The organism is Micromonospora sp. CNZ296 (assembly GCF_007827635.1).
The window spans coordinates 552906-575010 of the sequence record NZ_VISW01000002.1 but is presented as its reverse complement, the minus strand read 5'-3'; the positions used below and the strand labels follow the sequence as shown (position 1 = coordinate 575010).

The window sequence follows — 22105 nt, the reverse complement described above, 5'->3', positions numbered from 1 at the left end:
TGCGCGGCCACACCGGCCACTCGTCCCCCGTCCGATCCGTTCAAGACGGGCCGGGCCGGTCGCGCCTACCGTGGCCGGCATGACACCGCAGTTCGATCTGGTCGGGACCGTGGTCACCGACATGGCCCGCACGCTCGACTTCTACCGGCGGCTGGGGCTGCCGATCCCGGCCGGCGCCGAGGCGGAAGGGCACGTCGAGGTCACCCTGCCGAACGGCGTACGGCTGGCCTGGGACACGGTCGAGGTGATCCGCAGCTTCCACCCCGACTTCGACCCGTCCGGCGGCAACAACCGGATGAGCCTGGCCTTCCGGTGCGCCGACCCGTCCGAGGTGGACCGCTGGTACGCCGAGCTGACCGGTGCCGGGCACCACGGCGAGATGCCGCCGTGGGACGCGTTCTGGGGCCAGCGGTACGCGGTCCTGCACGACCCGGACGGCAACGGCGTGGACCTGTTCGCCCCGCTGCCTGCGGCCGAGTAGACGGGAGCCGGCTCGCGGGCCGCTTCCGGGCCGGTCAGGTCACCTGCGGGCGGCTCCGGGCCGGGGCGAGCAGCCGGGTCGGCGGCACCCCGGCCAGTTCCCGCACCTCGCGGGTCAGGTGGGCCTGGTCGGCGTACCCGCTGCGCACCGCCACCTCGGCGAGCGGCGCACCGGCGCGGGCCAGGTCCAGCGCGCGGCGCATCCGCAGGATGCGGGCCAGCGTCTTCGGGCCGTACCCGAAGAGGGCCCGGCTGCGCCGGTGCAGGGCGCGCGGGCCGAGGCCGACCTCGGCGGCGGTCGCGGCGACGGTGGCCCCGGCGGCCAGGCGGGCGGCGACATGCGCGCCGATCGGGTCGGGGCCGCCGGCCGCGCGCAGCCGGTCGCGGGCGACCCGGGTGAGCACCCCGGCGGCCTCGTCGCCCGGCGCGGCCAGCGCCGTCTCGACCCGCTCGGTCACCTCGGCGGCGGCGCGGCCCCACAGGTCGGCGAGCGATACGCGGCGGTCCCGCAACTCCTCGGCCGGCACCCCGAACACGGCCGGGCCGGTCCCCGGCGGCAGGCGCAGCCCGATCCACCGATCCCCCGGCGCCGACCGCGACAGGTGCGCGGTGCGGTCCGGACCCGCGACCAGCAGCCCGGACCGGCTGGACCAGAGCAGATCCAGGCACCCGTCCGGCAGCACCCGCGTCTCACTCCCGCCCGAGACGCTGCTCCACAGCACCCCGCCCGGAACCCCCGCCACCTTCCACTCCCGGTACACGCCTCCCACCCTCCCACCCTCCCGCCTCCCACCCTCCCCGTCGATCATGAAGTTGACGGTGTCGGGGCCCGGCGTGTCGCACCGCCAACCTCATGATCGACGGGGTGGGGTCAGGGGTGGTGAGGGTCAGGGGCGGTGGGGGTCAGGGGCGGTGGTGCATGGCCAGGCGGAGCAGGAGGAAGCGCAGGGCCGTCGCGGCCAGGTTGGCCGTTACCAGGACGGTCAGCTCCAACGCGCGGTTCGGGGTTGTGGTGGCGTGCAGCACGGCCAGGGAACCGCTGGTCAGGGCCAGGCCGAGGGCGAACGCGAGCAGGCCCTGGACGTGGTGCCGGCCGGCGTGGCGGCGCCCGGTGACCCCGAACGTGAGCCGCCGGTTGGCGGCCGTGTTGGCCACCGCCGTGAGCAGCAGCGCCAGCAGGTTCGCCGGCTGCGCCCCGAGCGGGCCGCGGGCCAGCAGGAACAACAGCAGGTACGCGAGCGTGCTCGCCACGCCCACAGCGGCGAACCGGGCGAGCTGGCGCGGCAACCCGATCGGCACCTGCGCCGGCAGGGCCGGCAACGGCCCTCGGCCGAGCTGGGCGCGTAACTGCGCCAGCGGCAGCGCCCCGGTCACCAGCGCCCGGCCCAGCCGCCCGATGCCGCGCAGGTCGGCCAGCGCGGTGGCGACGATGTCGACCCGGCTGTCCGGGTCGTCCACCCAGTCCACCGGCACCTCGTGGATGCGCAGCCCGGCCCGCTGCGCCAGGACCAGCAGCTCGGTGTCGAAGAACCAGCCGGTGTCACGCACCAGCGGCAGCAGCTCGGCGGCCACGTCGGCGCGGATCGCCTTGAACCCGCACTGGGCGTCGGAGAAACGCGCCGCGAGCGCTCCACGCAGCAGCAGGTTGTAGCCGCGCGAGATGACCTCCCGCTTGGCACCCCGGACCACCCGGCTGGTACGGGCCAGCCGGGTGCCGATGGCCAGGTCCGAGTGCCCGGAGATGAGCGGGGCCACCAGCGGCAGCAGCGCGGCCAGGTCGGTGGACAGGTCCACGTCCATGTACGCGAGCACCGGCGCCGGCGAGGCCGACCAGGCGGCGCGCAGTGCCCGCCCGCGGCCCTTCTCGTCCAGGCGCAGCACCCCCACCTCGGGCAACTCGTCGGCGAGCGCCCGCGCCACCGCCGGGGTGCCGTCCACGCTGGCGTTGTCGGCCACAGTGATCCGGAACGGGTACGGGAAGTGCGCGGTCAGGTGCGCGTGCAGCCGCCGGACGCAGGGGCCCAGATCGGTCTCCTCGTTGTAGACCGGGACCACCACGTCGAGCACCGCGCTGCCGGCGGCGGGCCGGGCCTGCACGGCGGCCCGGGGCGCGTACGTGTCAGTCATCGCTCAGCCCTGCTTTCCGCTGCTCAGGTCGTACACGGTCACGCCGTCGACGGTGGTGGCGGTGAAGGTCTCGGTGACCCACGCGGCGATCTCGGCCGAGGCGTTGCTGCCGCCGTCGGCCCGGAACCCACCGCCGCCGAGGAAGTAGTGGATCCGCCCGTCGGCGACGTACCGCTGGAACTGGGCGAGCGTCGGCGACGGGTCACTGCCGTTGAAGCCGCCGATCGGCATGACCGGCCGGCCGGTCGCCAGCTGGTAGCCGGAGGCGTTGTTCGAGCCGACAGTCGCGGCGACCCAGGTGTAGTCGTCGGCGTCGGTGGTGAGCAGCGCGGTCATCTCGGCGCTCGGCTCACGGGCGTCGAGCAGCCCGCCCATGCCGCCGCCGCGCTGCCCCCGCCCCTCCTGCCCGGTCCCGCCGTCCTGCCCGGGGAGGCCGCCCTGCCCCGGGATGCCGCCCGGCGCGGCGCCGCCGTCCTGACCTGTGCCGCCGTCCTGACCTGTGCCGCCGGACGCGCCCGGGGCCGAACCACCACCAGGGAATCCGGGGAACCCACCGGCACTCGCCCCGCCGTCCTGGCCGGTACCGCCCGGGCCGGAGCCGTCGGAACCCGTGCCGTCCGAGCCGGTGCCGTTCGGGCCACCTGCGAAGCCCGGGAACTGCCCGTTCCCCCCGCCCGGCATCCGGCCGCCCGGTCCGCCGGGGCCGCCGAAGCCACCAGCTCCGGCCGGCCCGGCACTCGGGATCGAGCCGCTGTGCGGGGTGGCAGCGGTCTGCATCGCGTACGCGGCCGGCCCGGCCAGCGCCACCGCGATCCCGGCGACGGACACCACCGGCACCACCCACCGCAGAACCCGCCCGGCAAACCCAGCCCCGGGCCCCGCCGCCACCCCCGTCTCCGAGTTGACCAAGGAGTTCGCGTCACTTTGAACGCCGTTCCCGGACGCGAACTCCTTGATCAGCGCCGAGGTGGCCAGGAGGGCTGCGGTGGTCAGGCCCACGGCCAGGATTGTGGAGCGCAGCCATGGGTGCCAGTCGGCGGTGCGGCCGAGCAGGTGCCAGGACCACCAGGCGGTGACCGCCAGCGTGCCGGCCAGGACCAGCGTGGCGACGAGCGCCCGCCGCCGGCCCGGAGCCGCGACGACCGAGGCACCCGCGACGACCGGCGCATCCGCCACAGCGGGAACCGGAGCCGCCGCGACTGCCTCGACCGGCGCCGAGCGGGCGCGCCGCAGCAGCGTGACGCCGATGCCGGCCAGCGCGCCGACCGCCGGGGCCAGGGCGACCGTGTAGTACGCGTGGAAGATCCCGGACATGAAGCTGAAGATCAGTCCGGTGACCAGCAGCCAGCCGCCCCAGAGCAGCAGACCGGCCCGGGTGCGGTCGGTACGCGGTGCCCGCCCGGCCAGCCACAGCCCCGCGACCAGCAGGATCAGCGCGGCCGGCAGCAGCCAGGAGATCTGCCCGCCGACCTCGGTGTCGAACATCCGCAGGAGACCGGTCTGACCGGAGAACGGCCCGCCGCCTCCCCCGCCGGGCCGGCCGCCACCGCCGCCCACGCTGCCGACCTCGTCGCCGGTGATGCGGCCCAGCCCGTTGTAGCCGAGCGTCAGCTCCAGGATGCTGTTGTTCTGCGAGCCGCCGATGTACGGGCGGGCGCTCGCCGGCGCCAGCTCGACGATCGCCACCCACCAGCCGGCGGAGACGACCACTGCGAGCCCGGCCAGCAGGAGCTGCCGGATCCGCCGTCCGAGTCCGGTCGGCGCGGCCAGCAGGTAGACCCCGGCGAAGACCGGGATCACCAGGAACGCCTGGAGCATCTTGGTGAGGAAGCCGAAGCCGACGAGCACGCCGGTCAGCACGATCCACCGCGTGCTCGCCGTCTCGACCGCGCGCACCGTGGCGTACGCGGCGGCGACGAGCAGGAACACCAGCAGCGCGTCCGGGTTGTTGAACCGGAACATCAGCGTCGCCACCGGGGTGAGCGCGAGCACCGCGCCGGCGAGCAGGCCGGCGGCCGGGCCGTACCAGCGGCGGACGGTCGCGTACAGCACGCCGACGGAGGCGACGCCGAGCAGCGCCTGCGGCACGAGGATCGACCAGCCGCTCAGGCCGAAGATGCGCACCGAGAGCGCCATCAGCCACAGCGAGGCGGGGGTCTTGTCCACTGTGATCGAGTTGGCCGCGTCCGAGGAGCCGTAGAAGAACGCCGTCCAGCTCTGCGACCCGGCCTGCACGGCGGCGGAGTAGAACGCGTTGGCCCAGCCGGAGGCGCCCAGGCCCCACAGGTAGAGCAGCGCGGTCGCGACCAGCAGGCCGGCCAGGGCCGGCCGGGCCCAGCGCGGATCGCGGCCGGTGCGGGTCTCCTCAGGTACGGGCGCGGGGGCCGGCTCGGTGCCGGGTGGACCGGCCGTGGGCACGGTCGGCGGGCTGTCGGTTCGGTTCATGCCGGCAAGACTCGGCGGGCCCGCTGGCCCGCTCCCGTGAGCGGCCTATGCGTCGGCTGTGGATCCGGGCAGCCAGACCGTGAACGCGGTGTGGCCGGGCCGGCTGACCACGTCGACCCGCCCGTGGTGCGCCTCCACCACGGCGGCGACGATGGCCAAGCCCAGGCCGGTGCTGCCCTGCGCGCGGGAGCGGGAGGTGTCGCCGCGCGCGAACCGCTCGAAGACCTCCGGCTGCAACTGCTCCGGGATGCCCGGCCCGTCGTCGGTGACGCGTAGTTCGACGCCGCCGGGCGCGGGCGCGAGCCGGACCGTGACTGTGGTGCCGGCCGGGGTGTGCACCCGCGCGTTCGCCAGCAGGTTCGCCAGCACCTGGTGCAGCCGGTGGGCGTCGCCGGTGACGGTGAGCGGCTCGTCGGGCAGGTCGAGTTGCCAGCGGTGGTCGGGCCCGGCGACGTGCGCGTCACTGACCGCGTTCACGGCCATGGCGGTCAGGTCGACCGGCTCGGCGGCGAGCGGGCGGCCGGAGTCCAGCCGGGCCAGCAGCAGCAGGTCGTCGACGAGGCTCGTCATCCGGGTGCTCTCCGACTCGACGCGGCGCAGCGCGTGCGCCACGTCGGGCGGCACCTCCTGGCGGCCCCGGCGGGCCACCTCGGCGTACCCGCGGATGGCAGCGAGGGGGGTGCGCAGCTCGTGGCTGGCGTCGGCGACGAACTGGCGTACCCGGGTCTCGCTGGCCTGCCGGGCGGCGAGCGCGGCGGCGACGTGGCCGAGCATCCGGTTGAGCGCGCCGCCGACCTGCCCGACCTCGGTGCGGGGGTCGGTGTCGGCGGCCGGCACCCGCACGGACAGGGCGACCTCGCCGCGGTCGAGCGGCAGTTCGGTGACCCGGGCGGCGGTGGCGGCGACGCGGTTGAGCGGCCGCAGCGTCACCCGGACGATGAGCAGACCGAGGGCGCCGGCGATGACCAGGCCGGCGCCGATCACCCCGGCCTGCGCGACGAGCATCCACATGACGGTGTCGTCGACCTGGGCCAGCGGGATCGCGAGGACCAGCACGTCGCCGTCGCCGCGCGGCGACGGGAGCGCGATCGCGCGGTAGTCGCCCCGGTCGCCGACGACGACTGTGTGCGGGCGGTCGCCGACGGGTACGCGGGCCAGCGCGGTCAGGTCGGCGGCGGGCACCTCCTCGCTGTCGCCGTTTCCGGACCGGACCCGGCCGACGGGTTCGGCGGCGGCGGGCACCCGGACGGCGATCGAGCCCGGCGGGAAGCCGCCAGGGGGGTCCGGCGCCACCTCGTCGGAGTCCGGCGGGGTGGGCCGCTGGTCCGGTCGCGGCGGGTCGACGCCGCGGCGGGCCCAGCGTTCGAAGTCGGCGGGCCGCCGGTCGCCGAAGGTGAGCTGGTTGTCGATCTGGTCGATCAGGAAGTGTCGCAGCGCGACTGTGGTCAGGCCGCCGATGCCGATGCTCACCAGCGCGAGCAGCGCCACCACGGAGAGCACCAGGCGGCGGCGCAGCGACCAGCCGGCCAGGCGGCGGCGCAGCCGGCCGCCCCTGTCACTCGGCGGGTTTGAGGACATAGCCCGCCCCGCGCAGCGTATGGATCATGGGCGCGCGGCCCGCGTCGATCTTCTTGCGCAGGTACGAGATGTACAGCTCGACCACGTTGGCCTGGCCGCCGAAGTCGTAGTTCCACACCCGGTCGAGGATCTGCGCCTTGCTGAGCACCCGGCGCGGGTTGCGCATGAGGTAGCGCAGCAGCTCGAACTCGGTGGCGGTGAGCGTGATCAGGTCGTCGCCGCGGCGTACCTCGTGGCTGTCCTCGTCGAGGGTGAGGTCGCCGACGGTGAGCACCGCCTCCTGGCGGGCGGCGACCGCGAAGCCGGAACGGCGCAGCAGCGCGCGCAGCCGGGCGATCACCTCCTCCAGGCTGAACGGCTTGGTGACGTAGTCGTCGCCGCCGACGGTGAGCCCGGCGACGCGTTCCTCCACCGCGTCGCGGGCGGTCAGGAACAGCACCGGCACGCTCGGGAACTGCTCGCGCAGGCGGCGCAGCACCTGGAAGCCGTCCAGGTCGGGCAGCATCACGTCGAGCACCACGGCGTCCGGGCGGAACTGGCGGGCGGTGGTGACAGCCGCCATGCCGCTGCCGGCGGTGGCGACCTGCCAGCCCTCGTACCGCAGCGCCATCGAGAGCAGGTCGGTGAGTGTCGGCTCGTCGTCGACGACGAGCACCCGCACCGGTTCGCCGTCCGGTCGGCGCAGCTCGATGCGACCCTGCGCGGACTGCGCGTTCATGACCATGCCCCCATCGTGGGCGGACCCGCTGTCGGCGGGCTGTCCCGATCCTGTGTACCAGCTGTGCGCGCCGCGCGGCGGCGATCCGGCCAGGTCGACGGGTCTTCCGCACCGGGGCTACCCGGTGGTAACTTCCCGGCATGTCCATCGATGGTCGTTTTTCCGGCCGGTTGGCCGGCAAGGTGGTGCTGGTGACCGGCGCGGCCCGGGGCATCGGCGAGCACACCGCCCGCCTCGCCGCGGCGCGCGGCGCGCGGTTGTCCCTCGTCGGGCTGGAACCCGACCGGCTCGCCGCGCTCGCCGCCGAGCTGGGCCCGGGGCACGCCTGGTTCGCCGCCGACGTCACCGACCAGGACGCCCTCGCCGCGGCGGTGGACGGGACACTCGCGACGCTGGGCGGGATCGACGCGGTGGTGGCGAACGCCGGGGTGGCCAACCGAGGCACGATCGCCGTCGGCGACGTCGAGGCGCTGGTGCGTACCGTCGAGGTCAACCTGATCGGGGTGATGCGCACCGCGGCGGCGACCGTGCCCGCGCTCGTCGACCGGGGTGGCTATCTGCTGATCGTCTCCTCGGCCGCGGCGTTCGCCGCGCTGCCCGGCATGGCCGCCTACTGCGCCTCCAAGGCCGGCGTCGAGCAGTTCGGCAACGCGGTCCGGCTGGAGCTGGCACACCGGGGCGTGACGGTCGGCACCGCCCATCCGTCGTGGGTGGACACCGACCTGGTCCGCGAGGCGCGCGCCGATCTGCCGGCCTTCTCCACGGCGCTGGCGAAGCTGCCCTGGCCGCTGCGGCGTACCACAACGGTGACCGAGTGCGCCGAGGCGTTCGTCCGGGCGATCGAGCGCCGCAGCCGACGGGTGTACGTGCCGCGCGCCGTGGCCGGCGTGCAGGCGATGCGATCGGTGCTGGTCAGCCCGCTGGCCGACCGGTTGGTGGGCCGCACCGCCCGGGCCACCGTCCCGCTGATCGAGGAGCAGTCCCGCGCGCTGGGCCGGGGCTTCGGCGCCAGCACGCCGCAGGGGCGGCCGTGACCGCGCCGGTGGACGTCGTCTACGAGCGGCGGGGCACCGGGCCGACGCTGGTGCTCCTGCACGGCATCGGTCACCACTGGGCCGCCTGGCGTCCGGTGCTGGATCGCCTCGCCGAGGCGCACGACGTGATCGCCGTCGACCTGCCGGGCTTCGGCCGCTCCCCGGTGCCCGCGGCCGGGCTGCCCGCCGACATGCCCGGGCTGGCCGCCGCCATGGTCGAGCTGTTCGGCGCGTTCGGGCTGGAACGCCCGCACGTCGCGGGCAACAGCCTGGGCGGCGCGATCGCCCTCGAACTGGCCGCGATCGGCGCGGTCTCCTCGGCCACCGCGCTGTCGCCGGCCGGGTTCTGCACCGCGCGCGAGCTGCGCTGGGCGCTGACGGTGCTCGCCCTGCACCGCAACGCGGCCCGGCTGCCCGAACCAGTGCTGCGCCGCCTGTTCGCCGCGCCCGCGCTGCGGATGCTGGCGATGGGCATGATCCTGGCCCGGCCCAACCGGATGGCCCTCGACGACGCGCTCGCCGACGCCCGCGCGCTGCGCCAGGCACGGGCGTTCCGCGCCGTCGCCCGCGCCGGCCGGGGGTACGCCTACGCGGGCGCGCCGACCGTGCCGGTCACAGTCGCGTGGGGTACTCGGGACCGGATCCTGCCGTACCGGCAGGCGGCGCTGGCGCGTACCCGGCTGCCCGCCGCGCGGCACCTGGACCTGCCCGGCTGCGGGCACGTGCCCATGCACGACGACCCGGAGCTGGTCGCCTCGGTCATCCTCGGCACCACCGGCGTCCGGCCGGCCTGACGCGCCGCGTCCGGCCGCTGCGAGACGACCTCACTCGGTCGCGCCGAACGGGAACGTGTGCACGTACCGCATCGTCCAGCCGCCGGGCGACGCGTGGTCGTCGCGCTCGTAGAGGTGGTCGGCCACCCCCTCGGCCGGTTCCTCCGGATGACGCAGCACCCACCGGGGCGGCGGCGCGCCGTCCGGCCCGGCGGGCAGGTCCCGGGTCAGCTCGTCGGCCGGTCCGCCGACGAACCGTACGCGCACCACGGCCACCGCTGCCCTCCGTCCGTCGACGCCCTCGCCGCGAAGCTACCCCGCCGCGGTGCGGACCCTCGGCGGTTTGCACAGCTCCGGGGCCGGGTAGCGGGACCGGAGGGCACCGGACGAGGCGAGGAGTGGCGATGAGGACGCTGGGCGGGCGGTACGAGCTCGAACAGCGAGCCGGCCTGGGTGGCATGTCAGAGGTGTGGCGCGCGCACGACCGCGTGCTGGACCGGACCGTCGCGGTGAAGCTCATCTCGCCCGCACTGGACGGCGACGCCGGCTCGGTGGAACGGATCCGGGCCGAGGCACGCTCGGCGGCACGGCTGGTGCACCCGAACGTCGCCAGCGTGCACGACTTCGGCACCGCGACACTGCCGGACGGACGCCCGGTGCCGTACATCGTGATGGAGCTGGCCGAGGGCGAGACGCTCGCCGCGCACCTGCGCACCGGGCCGCTGGACTGGCGGATCGCGGTACGGGTCTGCGCCGAGGTGTGCGCCGCGCTCGCCGCCGCGCACGCGCACGACATCGTGCACCGGGACGTCAAGCCCGCGAACGTGATCCTCACCCCGTGCGGGGTGAAGGTGCTCGACTTCGGCATCGCCACTCCGGCCGGCGCACCGGACCACACTCCGGACGGCGTCGTCGTGGGCACCCCGGCGTACCTGGCGCCGGAGCAGCTCGACCGCCGGCCGGCCACCCCGGCCGCCGACATGTACGCCCTGGGCGTGCTGCTGTACTACTGCCTCACCGGTGAACTGCCGTACGAGGCCGGCACCACCACCCAGCTGCTCGGGTCGCGCCGCCGCCGGCCGCCCCGCCCGCTGCCCGAGGTTCCCGGCCTGCCGGGCGAGGTGGCCGAGCTCGTCCGCCGCTGCCTCGACGCCGACCCGTGCGCCCGGCCGACCAGCCCGATGGCCGCGTTGCTGCTGGCCGAGGCCGTGGACGCCCGGGTCTACGTGCCGATGACCGCGATGCTGCCCCGGCAGCGCCTGCCGCAGGTGTCGCCGTGGACCAGCCGGGCCGCCGCCGAGGCCACCGAGGCGATGGCCGTCGACGCCGCGACCAGCGGCCGGGTCCGCTGAGCACTCCTACTGGCTGCTCGGGCGCGGTTTCGCCGCTCGGGGTCCGGGAACGCGGTCCGGTGAGTGACGGGAGGAACGCGATGCCGGATCCGAGTTCCTGGCTGGCCGAGACGGCCACGGCGACCGCGGCGGGCGGTCACGTACGCACCGACGACGGCGGGCTCTCCTCCGCCCTGGCGTCCCCGCTGGCGCCGCACTGCACCGGTCTGACGCCGGAGCAGCTCCTGGCCGCGGCGTTCGCCTCCTGCCTGCACCACGCGGCGGTGGAGGCGGCCGGGGAGATCACCGACGAGGCGCACACCGTGCAGGTGACCGCCGAGGCGAAACTGGGCCGCGACGACGACGGCCGCTACCGGGCCGACGTGCACGCCGAGATCTCCTCGGCGGGACTGACCCGGGACCAGCTGGCCGATCTGGTCGCGTACGCCGACCGGCTCTGGCCGTTCTCCAGTGGCGACCCGAGCCGGCACCGGCTCACCGTGACCCCGGCGGAGAACGGCCGGCACTGAGATCTCACCAGCGGAAGCCGGCGGTGACCGCGCGGTGGTCGCTGTCCGGGGTGTGCAGCACCCCGGCGGCGGTCGGCGTCAGTCCCCGGTAGAGGACGTGGTCCGGGCGGGTGACCGGCAGCCCGGCCGGCCAGGTGAACCCGAATCCCTGCCCGGCCTCGGCCTGCGCGTCGCCGAGCAGCCGGGTCAGCGGGTCGAAGACCCGGTCGGTGGTGGCGGTGTTCAGGTCGCCGAGCACCACCAGCCGGTCGGCCGGGTCGGCACGCACGGCGTCGGCGAGCGCGGCGACGGTCTGGTCCCGGGTGGCGGTGTGCCCGGCCCGCGCGGAGCCGAGGTGGACCACGTACACGGCCAGGTCGCCCTGAGGCGCGGCGACCACGGCCCGCAGCGCGCGGTCCCAGCCCAGCCCGGTGTCGACACCGTGCGCCTCGCGGATCGGCCACCGGCTCCACAGCGCGACAGTCGACACCACCGCCCGGTGCGGGTAGCGCTCGGCCAGCACGGACGCCACCCGGTCGCCGTCGGCGACCTCCTGGAGCCCGATCAGGTCCGGGGCGTCGCCGGTGAGCGCGCCGACGGTGGCGGCCGGGTCGGGGTTGCCCACGCGCAGGTTCTGGCTGACCACGCGGACCGCGGCGCCGTCCGCGCCGGCGGCCGGGGGCAGCCACGCGCGGCCGTAGAGCCCGGCCCAGACCAGGGCCGGCAGCAGCACCGCCAGCAGCGCCGGCCGGGAGCGGCGCAGCAGCGCCGCGAGCGCGAGCAGCGGTACGGCGATTCCGAGCAGCGGGGTGACGCTGTCCACCAGGCTGCCCAGGCCGTGGACGTTCGGCACCAGCCGGTGCCCGGCCAGCAGCAGCGTGAGCAGCACGGCGCAGACGATGACGACGGCGCCGCGCCGGCTGCGGGGGCCGGGCGGGCGCTCGTCGACCATCCGCTGCGTCACCGTCGGAATCGTATCGAGCGCCCGGGTCGCCGCGCGGCGGCGTCGCCATGATCCACGGTCCTCGCACCGCGAGCCGCCGGATCGCGAGGAGTCGATCGCGGCGAGTCGGCGGACCGCCGGCGGGCGAGAGACGGCCGACCAGGGCACCCTCGGCCGAACGGTGGAGCCGGGCGTCGGCCGCCGCCGGGTCGGCTCGGCGTCCGTTTCGCACCACCGAAACCGACATAGGCATTCTTCCGGGTACGCACGGTTAGCGGTTTTCCTGATCCGCCACCCCTGATGTCGCCCGCGAATCCGGCAGATTGTGGCGCATGCCACCAATCACCCCGATGGCAAAGGGCCGGAAGCTTTCTAGCCTCGGCGGGTGCACCCCGACGACCCCGATCATCAGCCGTTGCCCGCCAACCGCCCGGTTCGCCGAACGATTGACCCGGCATCAGCCGAACGGAGGGTGGGGCGTCACCGCGCCCCGGAACCGCCACGACGCGGCCCGGCCCGGTCCGTGCCCGGCCGGATCGCGGTGGCCACCGGCGTCACCTGCTGCCTCGGCCTGATCGGCGTGGCGGGCGTCGGCGAGACCGGCCCGGCGCACCTGGAGGTACGCGAGGCGGTCGCCGACCGGGCCGCCGCCGACCAGCGCGCCTCCCGCGACTTCACCCGGGTCGCGCCACCGGCCGCCGCGGCCCTGCCGCCGCCGGCTCCCACGCCCGGCGCCACGGCGACGAGGAAGCCGCCGCGCAAGCCCGTGCTGCCCGAGCGCCCCCGGCCGGTCGCCGGCCTGGACCAACGGCAGATGGACAACGCCAAGGCCATCGTCGACGTGGGGCGGGAGATGAAGATGCCCCGCCGGGCCCTGGTCGTCGCAGTCGCCACCGCCATGCAGGAGAGCAACCTCTACAACCTGGCCAGCGACGTGGTGCCGCAGTCCTTCGACCACCCGCACCAGGGCAGCGGCTCCGACCACGACTCGGTCGGGCTGTTCCAGCAGCGGCCCAGCAGCGGCTGGGGCACCGTCGCCCAGCTTATGCGGCCGGCGTACGCGGCCCGGGCCTTCTACACCGCGCTGCGCGAGGTGCCGGGCTGGGAGGACATGAGCGTCACCGCCGCGGCCCAGGCGGTGCAGGTGTCCGCCTACCCCGACGCGTACGCCCGGCACGAGAAGCGCGCCACGACTGTGGTGTCGGCGCTGGTCTGACCCGGCGCCGGTCAGGCGGAGCTGCGCCCGGCGCCACCGGGCCGTACGCTCGCCGCGGCGGTGGGGGTGTCCACCGCCACCCGCTCGCCCCGCGCCCCGGCCAGGATCTCGTCGACCCGGGACTCCCGGCGGCGGCGCGCCAGCAGGGCCGCCTCGAACTCGCGGCGCGCCCGCACGGCCTCGGCGTACGCCTCCTCCCGCAACCGGCGGGCCTCCTCACGTGCGGCCTCCAGCTCGGCGCGAGCCTGCGCCAGCAGCTCGGCGGCCTCCCGTTCGGCGACGGACGGGTGGGACGCGGCCGTCTCGACCGGCGCGGTACGGCGATGCAGGAAGTCGCACAGGTGCACGGCGTCCGACCGGATCTGGTCCCACTCCCGGCCGGCCCCGGCGGCGCCCTCCGCTCGCGCCGCCAGCCGACCCAGCCGCAGGCTCAGCTCGTCCAGACAGGCGTCGACCTGCCGCCTGTCGTAGCCGGTCTCCACCACCGAGAACCTCATGCGTCGCCCCCCAGGCAGCCGGTGCGCGTCCCCACCTGCCGATCCTGCGGTCCCCGCGCTCCCGGGCGCGGCCGTTCCCGCAAAATGTTCAGGATGCGGAGGCCCGGACTTCCCGCCCCTACGGGTGCTTCGGGAGCACGACCACCCGTCCGAAGAACTCGTCGATCCGGCGTACCACGTCGTTGAAGTCGTCCAGGTCGATCGGCTTCGTCACATACGCGTTGGCCTGGAGCGTGTAGCTGCTGACCACGTCGGTGTCGGCGTTGGAGGTGGTGAGCACAACGATCGGGATGGTCCGCAGGCTCTCGTCACCCTTGACCTCGCCGAGCACCTGCCGCCCGTCCATCCGAGGCATGTTCAGGTCGAGCAGGATCACGTCGGGGCGCTGCGCCTCGGTGTGCCGGCCCTCGCGGCGGAGGAACTCCATCGCCTCCTGGCCGTCGGCGACCACGTCGATCACCTTGTCGACGTCGGAGTCGGCCAGCGCCTCCTCGATCATCAGGACGTCACCCGGGTCGTCGTCCACCACCAGGATGCGAACGGGGCTGGGGCTGGTCTGACCCATCGGTTTACCTGCTTCGTGGTGAGGAGGGCGTCCGGCCGCACGGCCGGCTGCTGGCGGGGAAATGTACCGGATCAGGAGGCGGCCGGCGCGGTCGGGTCGGCGGTGTCGAGGCCGCGGTGGAGCACCTCGGCCAGCCCGGTCACCTGGAGCACCCGGGCCACCCGGCCGGTCGCCCCGGTGAGCCGCAGCCAGCCGCCGTCGGCGGCGACGATGTTGTCCCCCCGGACGAAGGCCGCGATGCCGGTGGAGTCGCAGAACGTCAGTTCGGTGAGGTCGAGCAGCAGCTCGCGGTGCCCCTCCGCCACCACCCGGTCGATCGCCGAGCTCAACTCTCCGGCCGTGCCGAGGTCGAGCTCGCCGGCCAGCCGGAGGCAGACGCCGCCCCCGTCCCGCTGGGCGTACGTGACGGTGAACGTCACAGTGGCCCCTCTCGCTCCCACCGCAGGCGAACCCTTGCAGTGGTGCAAGTATATGCGACGGCCGGCCCGGCGCCCGTCAGCGGCCCGCCGCCGACAACCCGCCCACCAGGGCCCTCCCCCGGTCGAGGAAGGCGGCCGCGCGCGGGAAGTCGCGCAGCTGCTGTCCATAGTGCTCCAGCGTCAGCCCGACCGCGCCCGCCGGCACCCCGCGGCTGACCAGGATCTCCACCAGCCACTCGACGAACCCGGTGAACAGCGTCGCGTCGTCCACGTAGAGCGCGGCGGCCAGGAAGTCCACGATGTAGCCGAGGTCGCTGATCGTGGAGTCGACCTGCGCCGGGGTGTAGCCGGCCGTCGACGGCACCCGCTCGCGCAGGTCGGCCAGGGCGCTGTCGATCAGCTCGCCGCGCCGTTTGACCAGGCTGACGTACTCGTCGTCGGCCAGGTGATCCAGCCGCGCGGGCGGCGTCTCGCGCAGCGCCCGCTCGTCGGCCACCAGGTCCGCCGCGGCCGGCGCGTCGGGCGCCCACGGCACGCCGAGCACGCGGGCCCAGCGGCCGTCGTCGCCGAAGCCCCGGCCACCGACCACCACCGGCACGTCGGAGCGGCGGCACGCCTCCACCATCCGGTGGGCGTGCGGCAGCCGCATCGGCAGCGCGCAGGCCAGCGCCACCGCCTCCGCGTCGTAACGGTGCAGGTAGGACACCAGGTGCGCGGCCGGGACGCTGGCGCCGAGGAAGACGACCTGCCAGCCGCGCAGCCGCAGCACCTCGGCCACCAGCCGGGCCGGCAGCGCGTGCCACTCACCGTCCATGCAGGCCATCACGATCCGCCCGCGGGTCGGGCGGGGATCGGCGTACGCGGCCACAGCGGCCACCACCCGCTCGCTGATGTGGGTTGCGGCGTGCTCCTGGGCGACGCTCCACTCGTTGCGGGCCCAGCGTTCGCCCACCTCGGCCTGGGCCGGGGCGACCAGATCCAGCAGCACCCGCTCGGCCGGCACGCCCGCCTCCAGCAGCCCGCGGGCCACCGACACGGCGGCGGACTCGTCGGCGTCGGCCAGGCACTCCAGATAGCGGGGGAAGGCATGGCCCGGGTCGGCCTCGACGGTCGGCACGGTCACGCGAACAGCTCCCTCGTTCGTTCGGTCACGGCCGGATCCGGCACCGCGTGCAGGTGCCGCGGCGCCCGCCCGGCCGGGCCGGTGGCCCGCAGCGCCAGCACGGCGATGTCGTCGTGATCGCCGTGCGCGAGCCAGTCGCAGGTCACCTGCTCGACCCGCTCGGCGAGCGCCGGCGCGGGCATCCGGTGGCAGCCGGTCACCGCGTTGAGCAGCCGCTCGGCGCCGAACTGCTCGTCACCGCGCCGGCCGCCGCGCGCCTCCGTCACCCCGTCGCTGTAGAACAGGCAGGTCTCCCCCGGCGCCAGGTGCACCGTCACCTCGCCGATGCGGGGATCGGGCACCACACCGATCAGCATGCCGCGCAACGGCACCACCTCGACCTCGCCGGACTCCCGCAGCACCAGCGGCGGCAGGTGCCCGCCGCCGGCCAGGGTCAGCGTCAGGCCGCCGTCGCGGTGCGGCCGGGCCACGCCGAGCACCATGGTGGCGAACCGGCCCTGCCCGTGCGCCTGCGTGGTCTCCAGCAGCGCGTCGTTCAGCAGCTTCAGGAGCCGTCCCGGCTGGGTCTCGACCCGGTGCAACGCCTGGAGGCACTGGCGCAGCTGACCGGTGAACACGGCCGCCTCCACGCCCTTGCCCGACACGTCGCCGAGGAAGAAGACCGAGCCGCCGTCGGCGAGCCGGTGCGAGCCGTAGAAGTCACCGCCGATGCGCAGACCGGCCTGCGCCGGCCGGTACGCGGTGCCCCACTGCACCCCCGTCGCCGAGGCCGGCTCGACCGGCAGCAGGCTGGCCTGCAACGTGTCGGCGACCTCGGCCTGGTCGCGGTAGAGCATGGCGGTGGTCAGCGCCGCGCCGGCGCGGGCCGCGAACGCGCGGACCAGGTCCACGTCGGCCTCGTCGTACCAGCGGTCGGCGCGCCGGGCCACCAGCAGGGCCCCGGCCGGCGCCTCCCGGCCGGGCAGCGGCACCACCCGGGCGGTGGCGCCGGAGGTGTCCAGGCCGGGCAGCCAGCCCGCCTCGGCGGCCTGCTCGACCAGCCAGTCCAGCTCGTGCGGCTCGGCGCCGGCCAGGCCGGCCTCGATGGCCACGGGGAGCGCCGTGGCGGGCAGCACCCCGCTGTCCACCACCGGCGGCCGGTCGTCCGCGCGTACCGCCCGCCACCAGCGGGCGCGGCCGGAGCGGGGGGCGAGGATGAGGACCGCCACGTCGGCCGCCGTGGGTACGGCCAGGCGCACCACGGCGGCGGCGGCCCGGTCCGGGTGCAGCGGGTTGCCGAGCTTCTCGCCGACCACGGCGAGGAACGCCGAGCGGGCCCGCTCGGCGAGCAGCGCGTCGGCCCGGCTGACGCTCTCGGTGACGTCGTCGACGTACCAGCAGCGCCGTCGGTGGGACAACGCGACCGGGCGTACGCGCAGCCGCCGCCCGTGGTGGGTGAACTCGGCCGGGCCGTCGCCGCGCAGCGGGACCGGGCCGGCCGCGGCCAGCAGCTCGCCGGGCGTCACCTCGGGGATCAGCCGCTCCGCGACCGGGCTCACGTGCTGGACGACACCGTCGGCGTCGCAGACGACCAGGCCCTCACGGAAGTGCTCGACCACCTCGGACCAGTTGGGAACGGTAAGGTCGTGGTCGGCTGCCAGCGGCGGCAGGGCGGACGGCACCGGCGCGGCGGCGGACCACGCCGGAGCCCGTGCGGCGCTCGGCGTGGAGATCCGTCCGTCGCCCGGGTCGGCACCCCTGACGTCGGCAGCAGTCACCAGCTGAGCCCCACTCTCCTCGTCGACACCCGGGGGCGCCGGACCCGGCGCCTGTGGTCACGTCTCACCGCCCACCCTACGCCGGTATGCCGGGACCGCCACCCCACGGCGCTGCGGCCCGCTCGCGCATCCAGCGAGGTGACGGCGCTGTTGTTACGATCCTGTCAATACCGGCCCGACCGGCAACCCCGCGGAAAGGCGTGACGTGGTTCCTCAACGGAGAAGGCCCGAGGCGAGCCCGCTGAGCATCTCCGTGGATCGATCGAACCCGGCCGTCCCGGTGGTCGTCGTCGGCGGCGACCTGGCGTACGCCACGGCGGGCCCGCTGCGCGCCGAGATCGACCGGCTGCTCACCGCGCGTCCGACGACGCTGGTGTTCGACTTCGGCGGTCTTCAGTTCATGGACAGCACCGGCCTGTCCGTGATCGTGCACGCCTGGCGGGAGGGCCAGCACGCAGGCACCGCCATCGAGCTGCGGTCGGTCCCCCGGTTCCTGGAGACCATCCTCGACCTGACCGGCGTCACCGGTCTGCTCGACCGCTCGCCGGTCGACGACGCGCCGGGCCTCGCCGCGCCGGGTTCGACAGCGTCCGCGTGACCCCGGGGGTTTCCCGGCCGTGCCCGGCTGGGAACATGGGAACGTGCCCTCCCAGATGTTGACCATCGAGGTGGACCGGCTCGACGCCGGTTCCGCCCGGGTGCGGCTGGCCGGGGAGCTGGACTTCGACACCGCGCCGGAACTCGTCGACGCCGTGGCCGGACTGCGCCGCGACGGTCACCAGGAGCTGGAACTCGACTTCGCCGGGGTGGACCTCTGCGACTCCTCGGGCCTGAGCGCGCTCGTGGTGATCCACCGGGCCGGCACCGGGGCGATCCGCCTGCTGAACCTGAACCCGCAGATCAGGCACCTGCTGGACCGCACCGGCCTGGCCGAGTTGCTGGCCGCCCCGCCGCAGGAGCTGACCGGCGGCGCCCGCGAGGCGGGCTGACCCGGCCGGCGCCGCCCGCGAGACGGGCGGACGCCCCGCGGACAGGGGTGGCCCCCGACCCTGGGACCAGGGGCCGGGGGCCGGGAGGATGGCTCAGACGGCGGGCGCGGCCTGCCGGTGCGGTGCTTCGTCGCGCGACTGCCCCGCGACTGGAGGCTCGACGTCCTCCGGCGCGCCGGAATCGGGCGTCTGGAACAGATAACGGACGAAGTCCCCGCTCATGTCGTCGTCGTCCGCTCCGGGCCACTGCCCGACGCAGTCGACGCCGACCACCTCGCGTCCACTGCCGTCGTGGTGCTCCAGCAGCGCCCAGAGGGTCACCGGGTAGGAGCGGGTGTCGTCCGGGCCGATCCGCCAACGGGCGTACCAGCCGGGACGGGCGGGGACGATCTCCACGATCCGTTTCATGTCGACCTGCCCTTCCGCGTGCGTCGGAAGTTGTCCGGTCCGTCCGAGCCTGCCGCCCGCCGGGGTGAGCGCTCCTCACCCGCAGCGAATGAAGCGTCCGCCGGGCGGTCCGCCGTTACCTTCCCGGCAGCGCCGGGAACGCGGTCGGCGCAAGCGCAACCGACCCAGGAACGAGGTGCGACGATGCGCAAGCAGATGGAGGGCGACAACCAGCGCCGCCGGGCCCTGGCCCGCGAGGCCCGCGAGCGAGGGCTGCGGCCGAGCCAGACCGGCGCCAGCCTCAGCGCGTCCAAGCAGGTCACCTCGCTGGACCAGCACGACCGGTCCGGCCCGCCGCCGGCCGGACGGCACAAGCCGGACACGACCCGGGGTGGCCCCGCGCCGCCGCCGGCCGCGGTCGCGGAGCGGCCGCGCCCGCTGCCGGACCCGACACCGTCACCCGGGGTCTCGATGGGCTACCGGGATCTCGTCGACGACGTGAGCCGGCGTGCGGGGGTGGACTTCTCCGCGGCCAGGGTCGCGGCGGAGGCCACCGTGCTGGCCCTGGCCCGGGCGCTGGACGAGACGGAACGGGAGCGGCTGCTGGAGGCGGTGCCGCTGACCCTGCACGACGTGGTGCCGGTGCACGGCATGGAACGCCGCCGCGACCTGCCCGGCTTCCTGGCCGAGGTCGGCCGGTACAGCCGCCTCACCCCGGAGCAGGCGCGGTACCAGGCCGAGGCGACGCTCGCCGCGCTCGCCGAGGCCGACGCGGATCTGGTCGAGTCGCTGCGCGTACCCGACGAGTTGCGTGACCTGCTCGGGCCGGCCGACTTCGGCGGCGGCCTGGTGGGCGCGTCCTCGGCCACCGCGCCGCTGACCGAGGCGGAGCTGCGCGACGCGCTCGCGACGCTGCCCTACTGGTCCAGTGACAGGCGTTCGCTCGTGCGCACGATCGAGCTCCCCGGCGGCAACCTGGACCGGGTGCTCGACCGGCTGGACCGGCTCAAGTCCGACGTCGGACGCTCGCCGCAGATCGGGCGTCCCGACCCGGACAACGCCGTGCTGACGGTCCGGACCCAGCAGGTCGACGGCGTGACGGCGGCGGACGTGGACCTCGCGCACCGGGTGGACGCGGCAGTCGACGAGGCCGGCGCCGGGATGGCGGCCGGCTGACCCGGCGGCGGAACGGCCCCGGTCCCATGCGGGCCGGGGCCGCCCGTGGCCGCGCGGTACCGTGTCCCGCCGTGGATCACGACGACACCGAGACCCTGGAGATCGTGGTGGACCCGGCCCGCCCGTCCGGGCGCACGCTGCTGGCCGACGGGGTCGAGCAGTCGTACGTGGACGTGGCCGACGCCCGGTACCTGCACTTCGAGTACGTGCGGCGGATCGCCGCCGCGATCGACCTGGCCGCCCCGCGCGGCGCGGCGCTGACCGCGCTGCACCTCGGCGGCGGCGCGCTCACGCTGCCGCGCTGGCTCGCGAGCACCCGGCCCGGTTCGGCGCAGCGGGTGATCGAGCGCGATCCGGGCGTGGTCGAGCTGGTCCGGCGGAAACTGCCACGGCTGCCGCCGGAGGTGGTGGTGGCGCTCGGCGACGCCCGGAAGGCGGTCGCCGAGGAGCCGTCCGGGACGTACGACGTGGTGGTGGCCGACGTGTACCGGGCGGCCCGGATGCCGCCGCAGGTGGCGGCGGTCGAGTTCGCGGCGCAGGTGGCCCGGGTGCTGCGCCCGGACGGCCTCTACCTGATCAACCTCACCGACCTGCCGCCGCTGGCGCACACCCGGTCACAGGTGGCGACGCTGCGGGCGGTGTTCGCCGACGTCTGCCTGGTCGCCGACCGGCGGATGCTGCGCGGACGCCGGTACGGCAACGTGGTGCTCGCCGCCACGCCCACGGCGGGCCGGATCCCGGTGATCCGGCTCGCCACCCGCGTCGCCGCCGACCCGGTGCCCGGAACGGTGCTGCACGGCGCGACGCTCGACGCGTTCGCCGCGGGTGCCCACCCGGTCACCGACGCCGACCTGGGCTGAGCCGGGTTTCCGTACCCCCAGCACGGGTAGCCGCGCCGGATGAGCGCCGCCGACGATCGGTCCATCGCGCGCCGGACGCTGATCGTGATCGGTCTGGTCCTCGCCACCGGGGTCGGGCTCGCGCTGGTCTGGGCCACCCGGCGGGTGCTGGTGTGGGGACTGGTGGCGGTGTTCTTCGCGGTCGCCCTCAAACCGCTCGTGGACCGTCTCGAACGTCGGGTACGCCGCCGCGCGCTCGCCACGCTGCTGGTGTTCCTGGCCGCGTTCGCGCTGTTCGCCGCCGTCGGCGCGCTGATCGTGGTGCCGCTGGTGGACGAGGTGGGCCGCTTCGCCGACCGGGCGCCGGACATCGTGCGCGAGGCGCAGGCCGGGCAGGGGCCGCTCGGGCGGCTGCTGGACCGCTTCCACCTGCTCCGCTACGCCGAACCCGGCCAGCTGCGCCGGTACGGCGCCCGGCTCGGCGACCCGACGGTAGGGGTGGTCCGCAGCGTGGCCCAGGCGGTCGCCGCGCTGGTCACCGTGGTGGTGCTGGCGTACCTGATGGTCCTGGAGGCGCCGAAGATCGTGGCCGCCACGCTGCGGCTCACCGGCGACGGCGCGGCGGCGCGGCTGCGGCGCATCGGGCGTGACTCGTCCCGGATCGTCACCGGCTACCTGAGCGGCAACCTGCTGATCAGCCTGATCTGCGGCGGTCTGACGTTCGTCGTACTGTTCCTGCTCGGTGTGCCGTTCGCCGCGGTGATCGCGCTGGCGGTCGCCGTGTTCGACCTGATCCCGCTCGTCGGCGCCACTCTCGGCGCGCTCGCCGCGGCCGGCGCGGCGTTCCTGCACTCCCCCACCGCCGGCCTCGTCGTGCTGGTCTTCTTCGTGGTCTACCAGCAGGTGGAGAACCATCTGCTGCAACCGGTCATCATGGGCCGCGCGGTCCGGTTGAACCCGTTGACGGTGCTGGTCAGCGTCCTGCTGTCGGTCGAGCTGGCCGGGCTGGTGGGGGCGCTGCTGGCGATCCCGGCCGCCGGCATCGTCCAGGTGCTGCTGCGCGAGTTCGCGCCCGCCGGGCGGGAGGCGCTGCCGCAGCCCGCCGACGGCGAACCGGCCGACCCAGGTGCGGCCGGTAGCGCCGGAGCACCGGAACGGCCGCCGGCCGGCGGGTGAGAGCCGGCCGGCGGGTGCGTGCG

General features: G+C 75.4%; 24 protein-coding genes. 11 read left to right on the top strand and 13 right to left on the bottom strand.

Going from position 1 to position 22105, the window contains the following annotated elements; translation table 11 throughout:
* The first annotated feature begins 79 nt into the window (after positions 1 to 79).
* Positions 80 to 481 carry a VOC family protein gene (locus tag FB455_RS05395; protein ID WP_047892247.1) on the top strand — a complete coding sequence of 134 codons (402 nt, stop codon included), beginning with the start codon at positions 80 to 82 and terminating at the stop codon, positions 479 to 481.
* A gap of 34 nt (positions 482 to 515) precedes the next feature.
* Here the strand turns inward: FB455_RS05395 and FB455_RS05390 are convergent, their stop codons facing one another.
* The 5 genes from FB455_RS05390 to FB455_RS05370 all read right to left on the bottom strand — a co-directional run bounded on the left by FB455_RS05390 (position 516) and on the right by FB455_RS05370 (position 7354).
* Entirely contained in the window at positions 516 to 1241 is a 726-nt protein-coding gene (locus tag FB455_RS05390; RefSeq protein WP_013286003.1) for a helix-turn-helix transcriptional regulator, read from the bottom strand.
* A 142-nt stretch (positions 1242 to 1383) separates the two neighbouring features.
* Positions 1384 to 2607, bottom strand: a complete 1224-nt coding sequence (locus FB455_RS05385) for a dolichyl-phosphate beta-glucosyltransferase (RefSeq protein ID WP_145752501.1) — start codon at positions 2605 to 2607, stop codon at positions 1384 to 1386.
* A 3-nt stretch (positions 2608 to 2610) separates the two neighbouring features.
* On the bottom strand, positions 2611 to 5052 hold the full coding sequence (locus FB455_RS05380) for a glycosyltransferase family 39 protein (protein ID WP_145752499.1): 2442 nt from the start codon (positions 5050 to 5052) through the stop codon (positions 2611 to 2613).
* Positions 5053 to 5097: 45 nt separating this feature from the next.
* Complete coding sequence (locus FB455_RS05375) at positions 5098 to 6630, bottom strand: sensor histidine kinase (RefSeq protein ID WP_071095283.1); 1533 nt, start codon at positions 6628 to 6630, stop codon at positions 5098 to 5100.
* A complete protein-coding gene (locus FB455_RS05370; RefSeq protein WP_030269147.1) occupies positions 6608 to 7354 on the bottom strand; it encodes a response regulator transcription factor in 747 nt (248 codons plus the stop codon). The genes FB455_RS05375 and FB455_RS05370 overlap by 23 nt, the downstream gene beginning before the upstream one ends.
* A gap of 134 nt (positions 7355 to 7488) precedes the next feature.
* On the opposite strand from FB455_RS05370, the gene FB455_RS05365 reads away from it, so the two are divergent.
* Both FB455_RS05365 and FB455_RS05360 read left to right on the top strand, forming a co-directional pair.
* A complete protein-coding gene (locus FB455_RS05365; protein ID WP_145752497.1) occupies positions 7489 to 8382 on the top strand; it encodes an SDR family oxidoreductase in 894 nt (297 codons plus the stop codon).
* Positions 8379 to 9176, top strand: coding sequence for an alpha/beta fold hydrolase (locus FB455_RS05360; protein WP_145752495.1), 798 nt, complete (start codon positions 8379 to 8381; stop codon positions 9174 to 9176). The genes FB455_RS05365 and FB455_RS05360 overlap by 4 nt, the downstream gene beginning before the upstream one ends.
* 30 nt (positions 9177 to 9206) lie before the next feature.
* On the opposite strand, the gene FB455_RS05355 is transcribed toward FB455_RS05360, so the two are convergent.
* Positions 9207 to 9431, bottom strand: coding sequence for a hypothetical protein (locus tag FB455_RS05355; protein WP_013285996.1), 225 nt, complete (start codon positions 9429 to 9431; stop codon positions 9207 to 9209).
* A 128-nt stretch (positions 9432 to 9559) separates the two neighbouring features.
* On the opposite strand from FB455_RS05355, the gene FB455_RS05350 reads away from it, so the two are divergent.
* Complete coding sequence (locus tag FB455_RS05350; protein ID WP_013285995.1) at positions 9560 to 10507, top strand: serine/threonine-protein kinase; 948 nt, start codon at positions 9560 to 9562, stop codon at positions 10505 to 10507.
* A gap of 80 nt (positions 10508 to 10587) precedes the next feature.
* Complete coding sequence (locus tag FB455_RS05345) at positions 10588 to 11016, top strand: OsmC family protein (RefSeq protein ID WP_013285994.1); 429 nt, start codon at positions 10588 to 10590, stop codon at positions 11014 to 11016.
* 4 nt (positions 11017 to 11020) lie between these two features.
* On the opposite strand, the gene FB455_RS05340 is transcribed toward FB455_RS05345, so the two are convergent.
* A complete protein-coding gene (locus FB455_RS05340; protein WP_225319668.1) occupies positions 11021 to 11959 on the bottom strand; it encodes an endonuclease/exonuclease/phosphatase family protein in 939 nt (312 codons plus the stop codon).
* A 364-nt stretch (positions 11960 to 12323) separates the two neighbouring features.
* Here FB455_RS05340 and FB455_RS05335 point away from each other — a divergent pair, with 364 nt between their 5' ends.
* A complete protein-coding gene (locus FB455_RS05335; RefSeq protein WP_486481500.1) occupies positions 12324 to 13154 on the top strand; it encodes a hypothetical protein in 831 nt (276 codons plus the stop codon).
* An 11-nt stretch (positions 13155 to 13165) separates the two neighbouring features.
* Here FB455_RS05335 and FB455_RS05330 read toward each other — a convergent pair whose 3' ends face one another.
* The 5 genes from FB455_RS05330 to FB455_RS05310 all read right to left on the bottom strand — a co-directional run bounded on the left by FB455_RS05330 (position 13166) and on the right by FB455_RS05310 (position 17515).
* The gene (locus FB455_RS05330; protein ID WP_145752490.1) at positions 13166 to 13651 is read right to left on the bottom strand and encodes an ATPase; all 486 of its coding nucleotides are present in this window, start codon (positions 13649 to 13651) and stop codon (positions 13166 to 13168) included.
* Positions 13652 to 13769: 118 nt separating this feature from the next.
* Positions 13770 to 14216 carry a response regulator gene (locus FB455_RS05325; RefSeq protein ID WP_013285990.1) on the bottom strand — a complete coding sequence of 149 codons (447 nt, stop codon included), beginning with the start codon at positions 14214 to 14216 and terminating at the stop codon, positions 13770 to 13772.
* A gap of 71 nt (positions 14217 to 14287) precedes the next feature.
* Complete coding sequence (locus FB455_RS05320; protein ID WP_013285989.1) at positions 14288 to 14635, bottom strand: STAS domain-containing protein; 348 nt, start codon at positions 14633 to 14635, stop codon at positions 14288 to 14290.
* 76 nt (positions 14636 to 14711) lie between these two features.
* Positions 14712 to 15758, bottom strand: coding sequence for a cobalamin B12-binding domain-containing protein (locus tag FB455_RS05315; protein WP_145752488.1), 1047 nt, complete (start codon positions 15756 to 15758; stop codon positions 14712 to 14714).
* The gene (locus tag FB455_RS05310; protein WP_145752486.1) at positions 15755 to 17515 is read right to left on the bottom strand and encodes a PP2C family protein-serine/threonine phosphatase; all 1761 of its coding nucleotides are present in this window, start codon (positions 17513 to 17515) and stop codon (positions 15755 to 15757) included. Before FB455_RS05310 ends, FB455_RS05315 begins: the two co-directional genes overlap by 4 nt.
* A 253-nt stretch (positions 17516 to 17768) precedes the next feature.
* Here FB455_RS05310 and FB455_RS05305 point away from each other — a divergent pair, with 253 nt between their 5' ends.
* Positions 17769 to 18113, top strand: a complete 345-nt coding sequence (locus tag FB455_RS05305; protein WP_013285986.1) for an STAS domain-containing protein — start codon at positions 17769 to 17771, stop codon at positions 18111 to 18113.
* Between the two features lie 43 nt (positions 18114 to 18156).
* Positions 18157 to 18504: an STAS domain-containing protein gene (locus tag FB455_RS05300; protein WP_225319670.1), complete on the top strand. Its 348-nt coding sequence runs from the start codon at positions 18157 to 18159 to the stop codon at positions 18502 to 18504.
* A gap of 93 nt (positions 18505 to 18597) precedes the next feature.
* Here FB455_RS05300 and FB455_RS05295 read toward each other — a convergent pair whose 3' ends face one another.
* Positions 18598 to 18912, bottom strand: coding sequence for a hypothetical protein (locus tag FB455_RS05295; protein ID WP_013285984.1), 315 nt, complete (start codon positions 18910 to 18912; stop codon positions 18598 to 18600).
* Between the two features lie 183 nt (positions 18913 to 19095).
* Between FB455_RS05295 and FB455_RS05290 the strand changes: the two genes are divergently transcribed.
* From FB455_RS05290 to FB455_RS05280, 3 genes are read left to right on the top strand one after another with little or no spacing between them, the layout of a single operon-like run.
* Entirely contained in the window at positions 19096 to 20067 is a 972-nt protein-coding gene (locus FB455_RS05290) for a DUF2267 domain-containing protein (RefSeq protein WP_013477038.1), read from the top strand.
* A 26-nt stretch (positions 20068 to 20093) separates the two neighbouring features.
* Positions 20094 to 20927 (top strand): spermidine synthase, encoded by an 834-nt coding sequence (locus tag FB455_RS05285; protein WP_013285982.1) that lies wholly within the window; start codon positions 20094 to 20096, stop codon positions 20925 to 20927.
* 39 nt (positions 20928 to 20966) lie between these two features.
* Positions 20967 to 22082, top strand: a complete 1116-nt coding sequence (locus tag FB455_RS05280; RefSeq protein WP_013285981.1) for an AI-2E family transporter — start codon at positions 20967 to 20969, stop codon at positions 22080 to 22082.
* Positions 22083 to 22105: the final 23 nt, after the last annotated feature.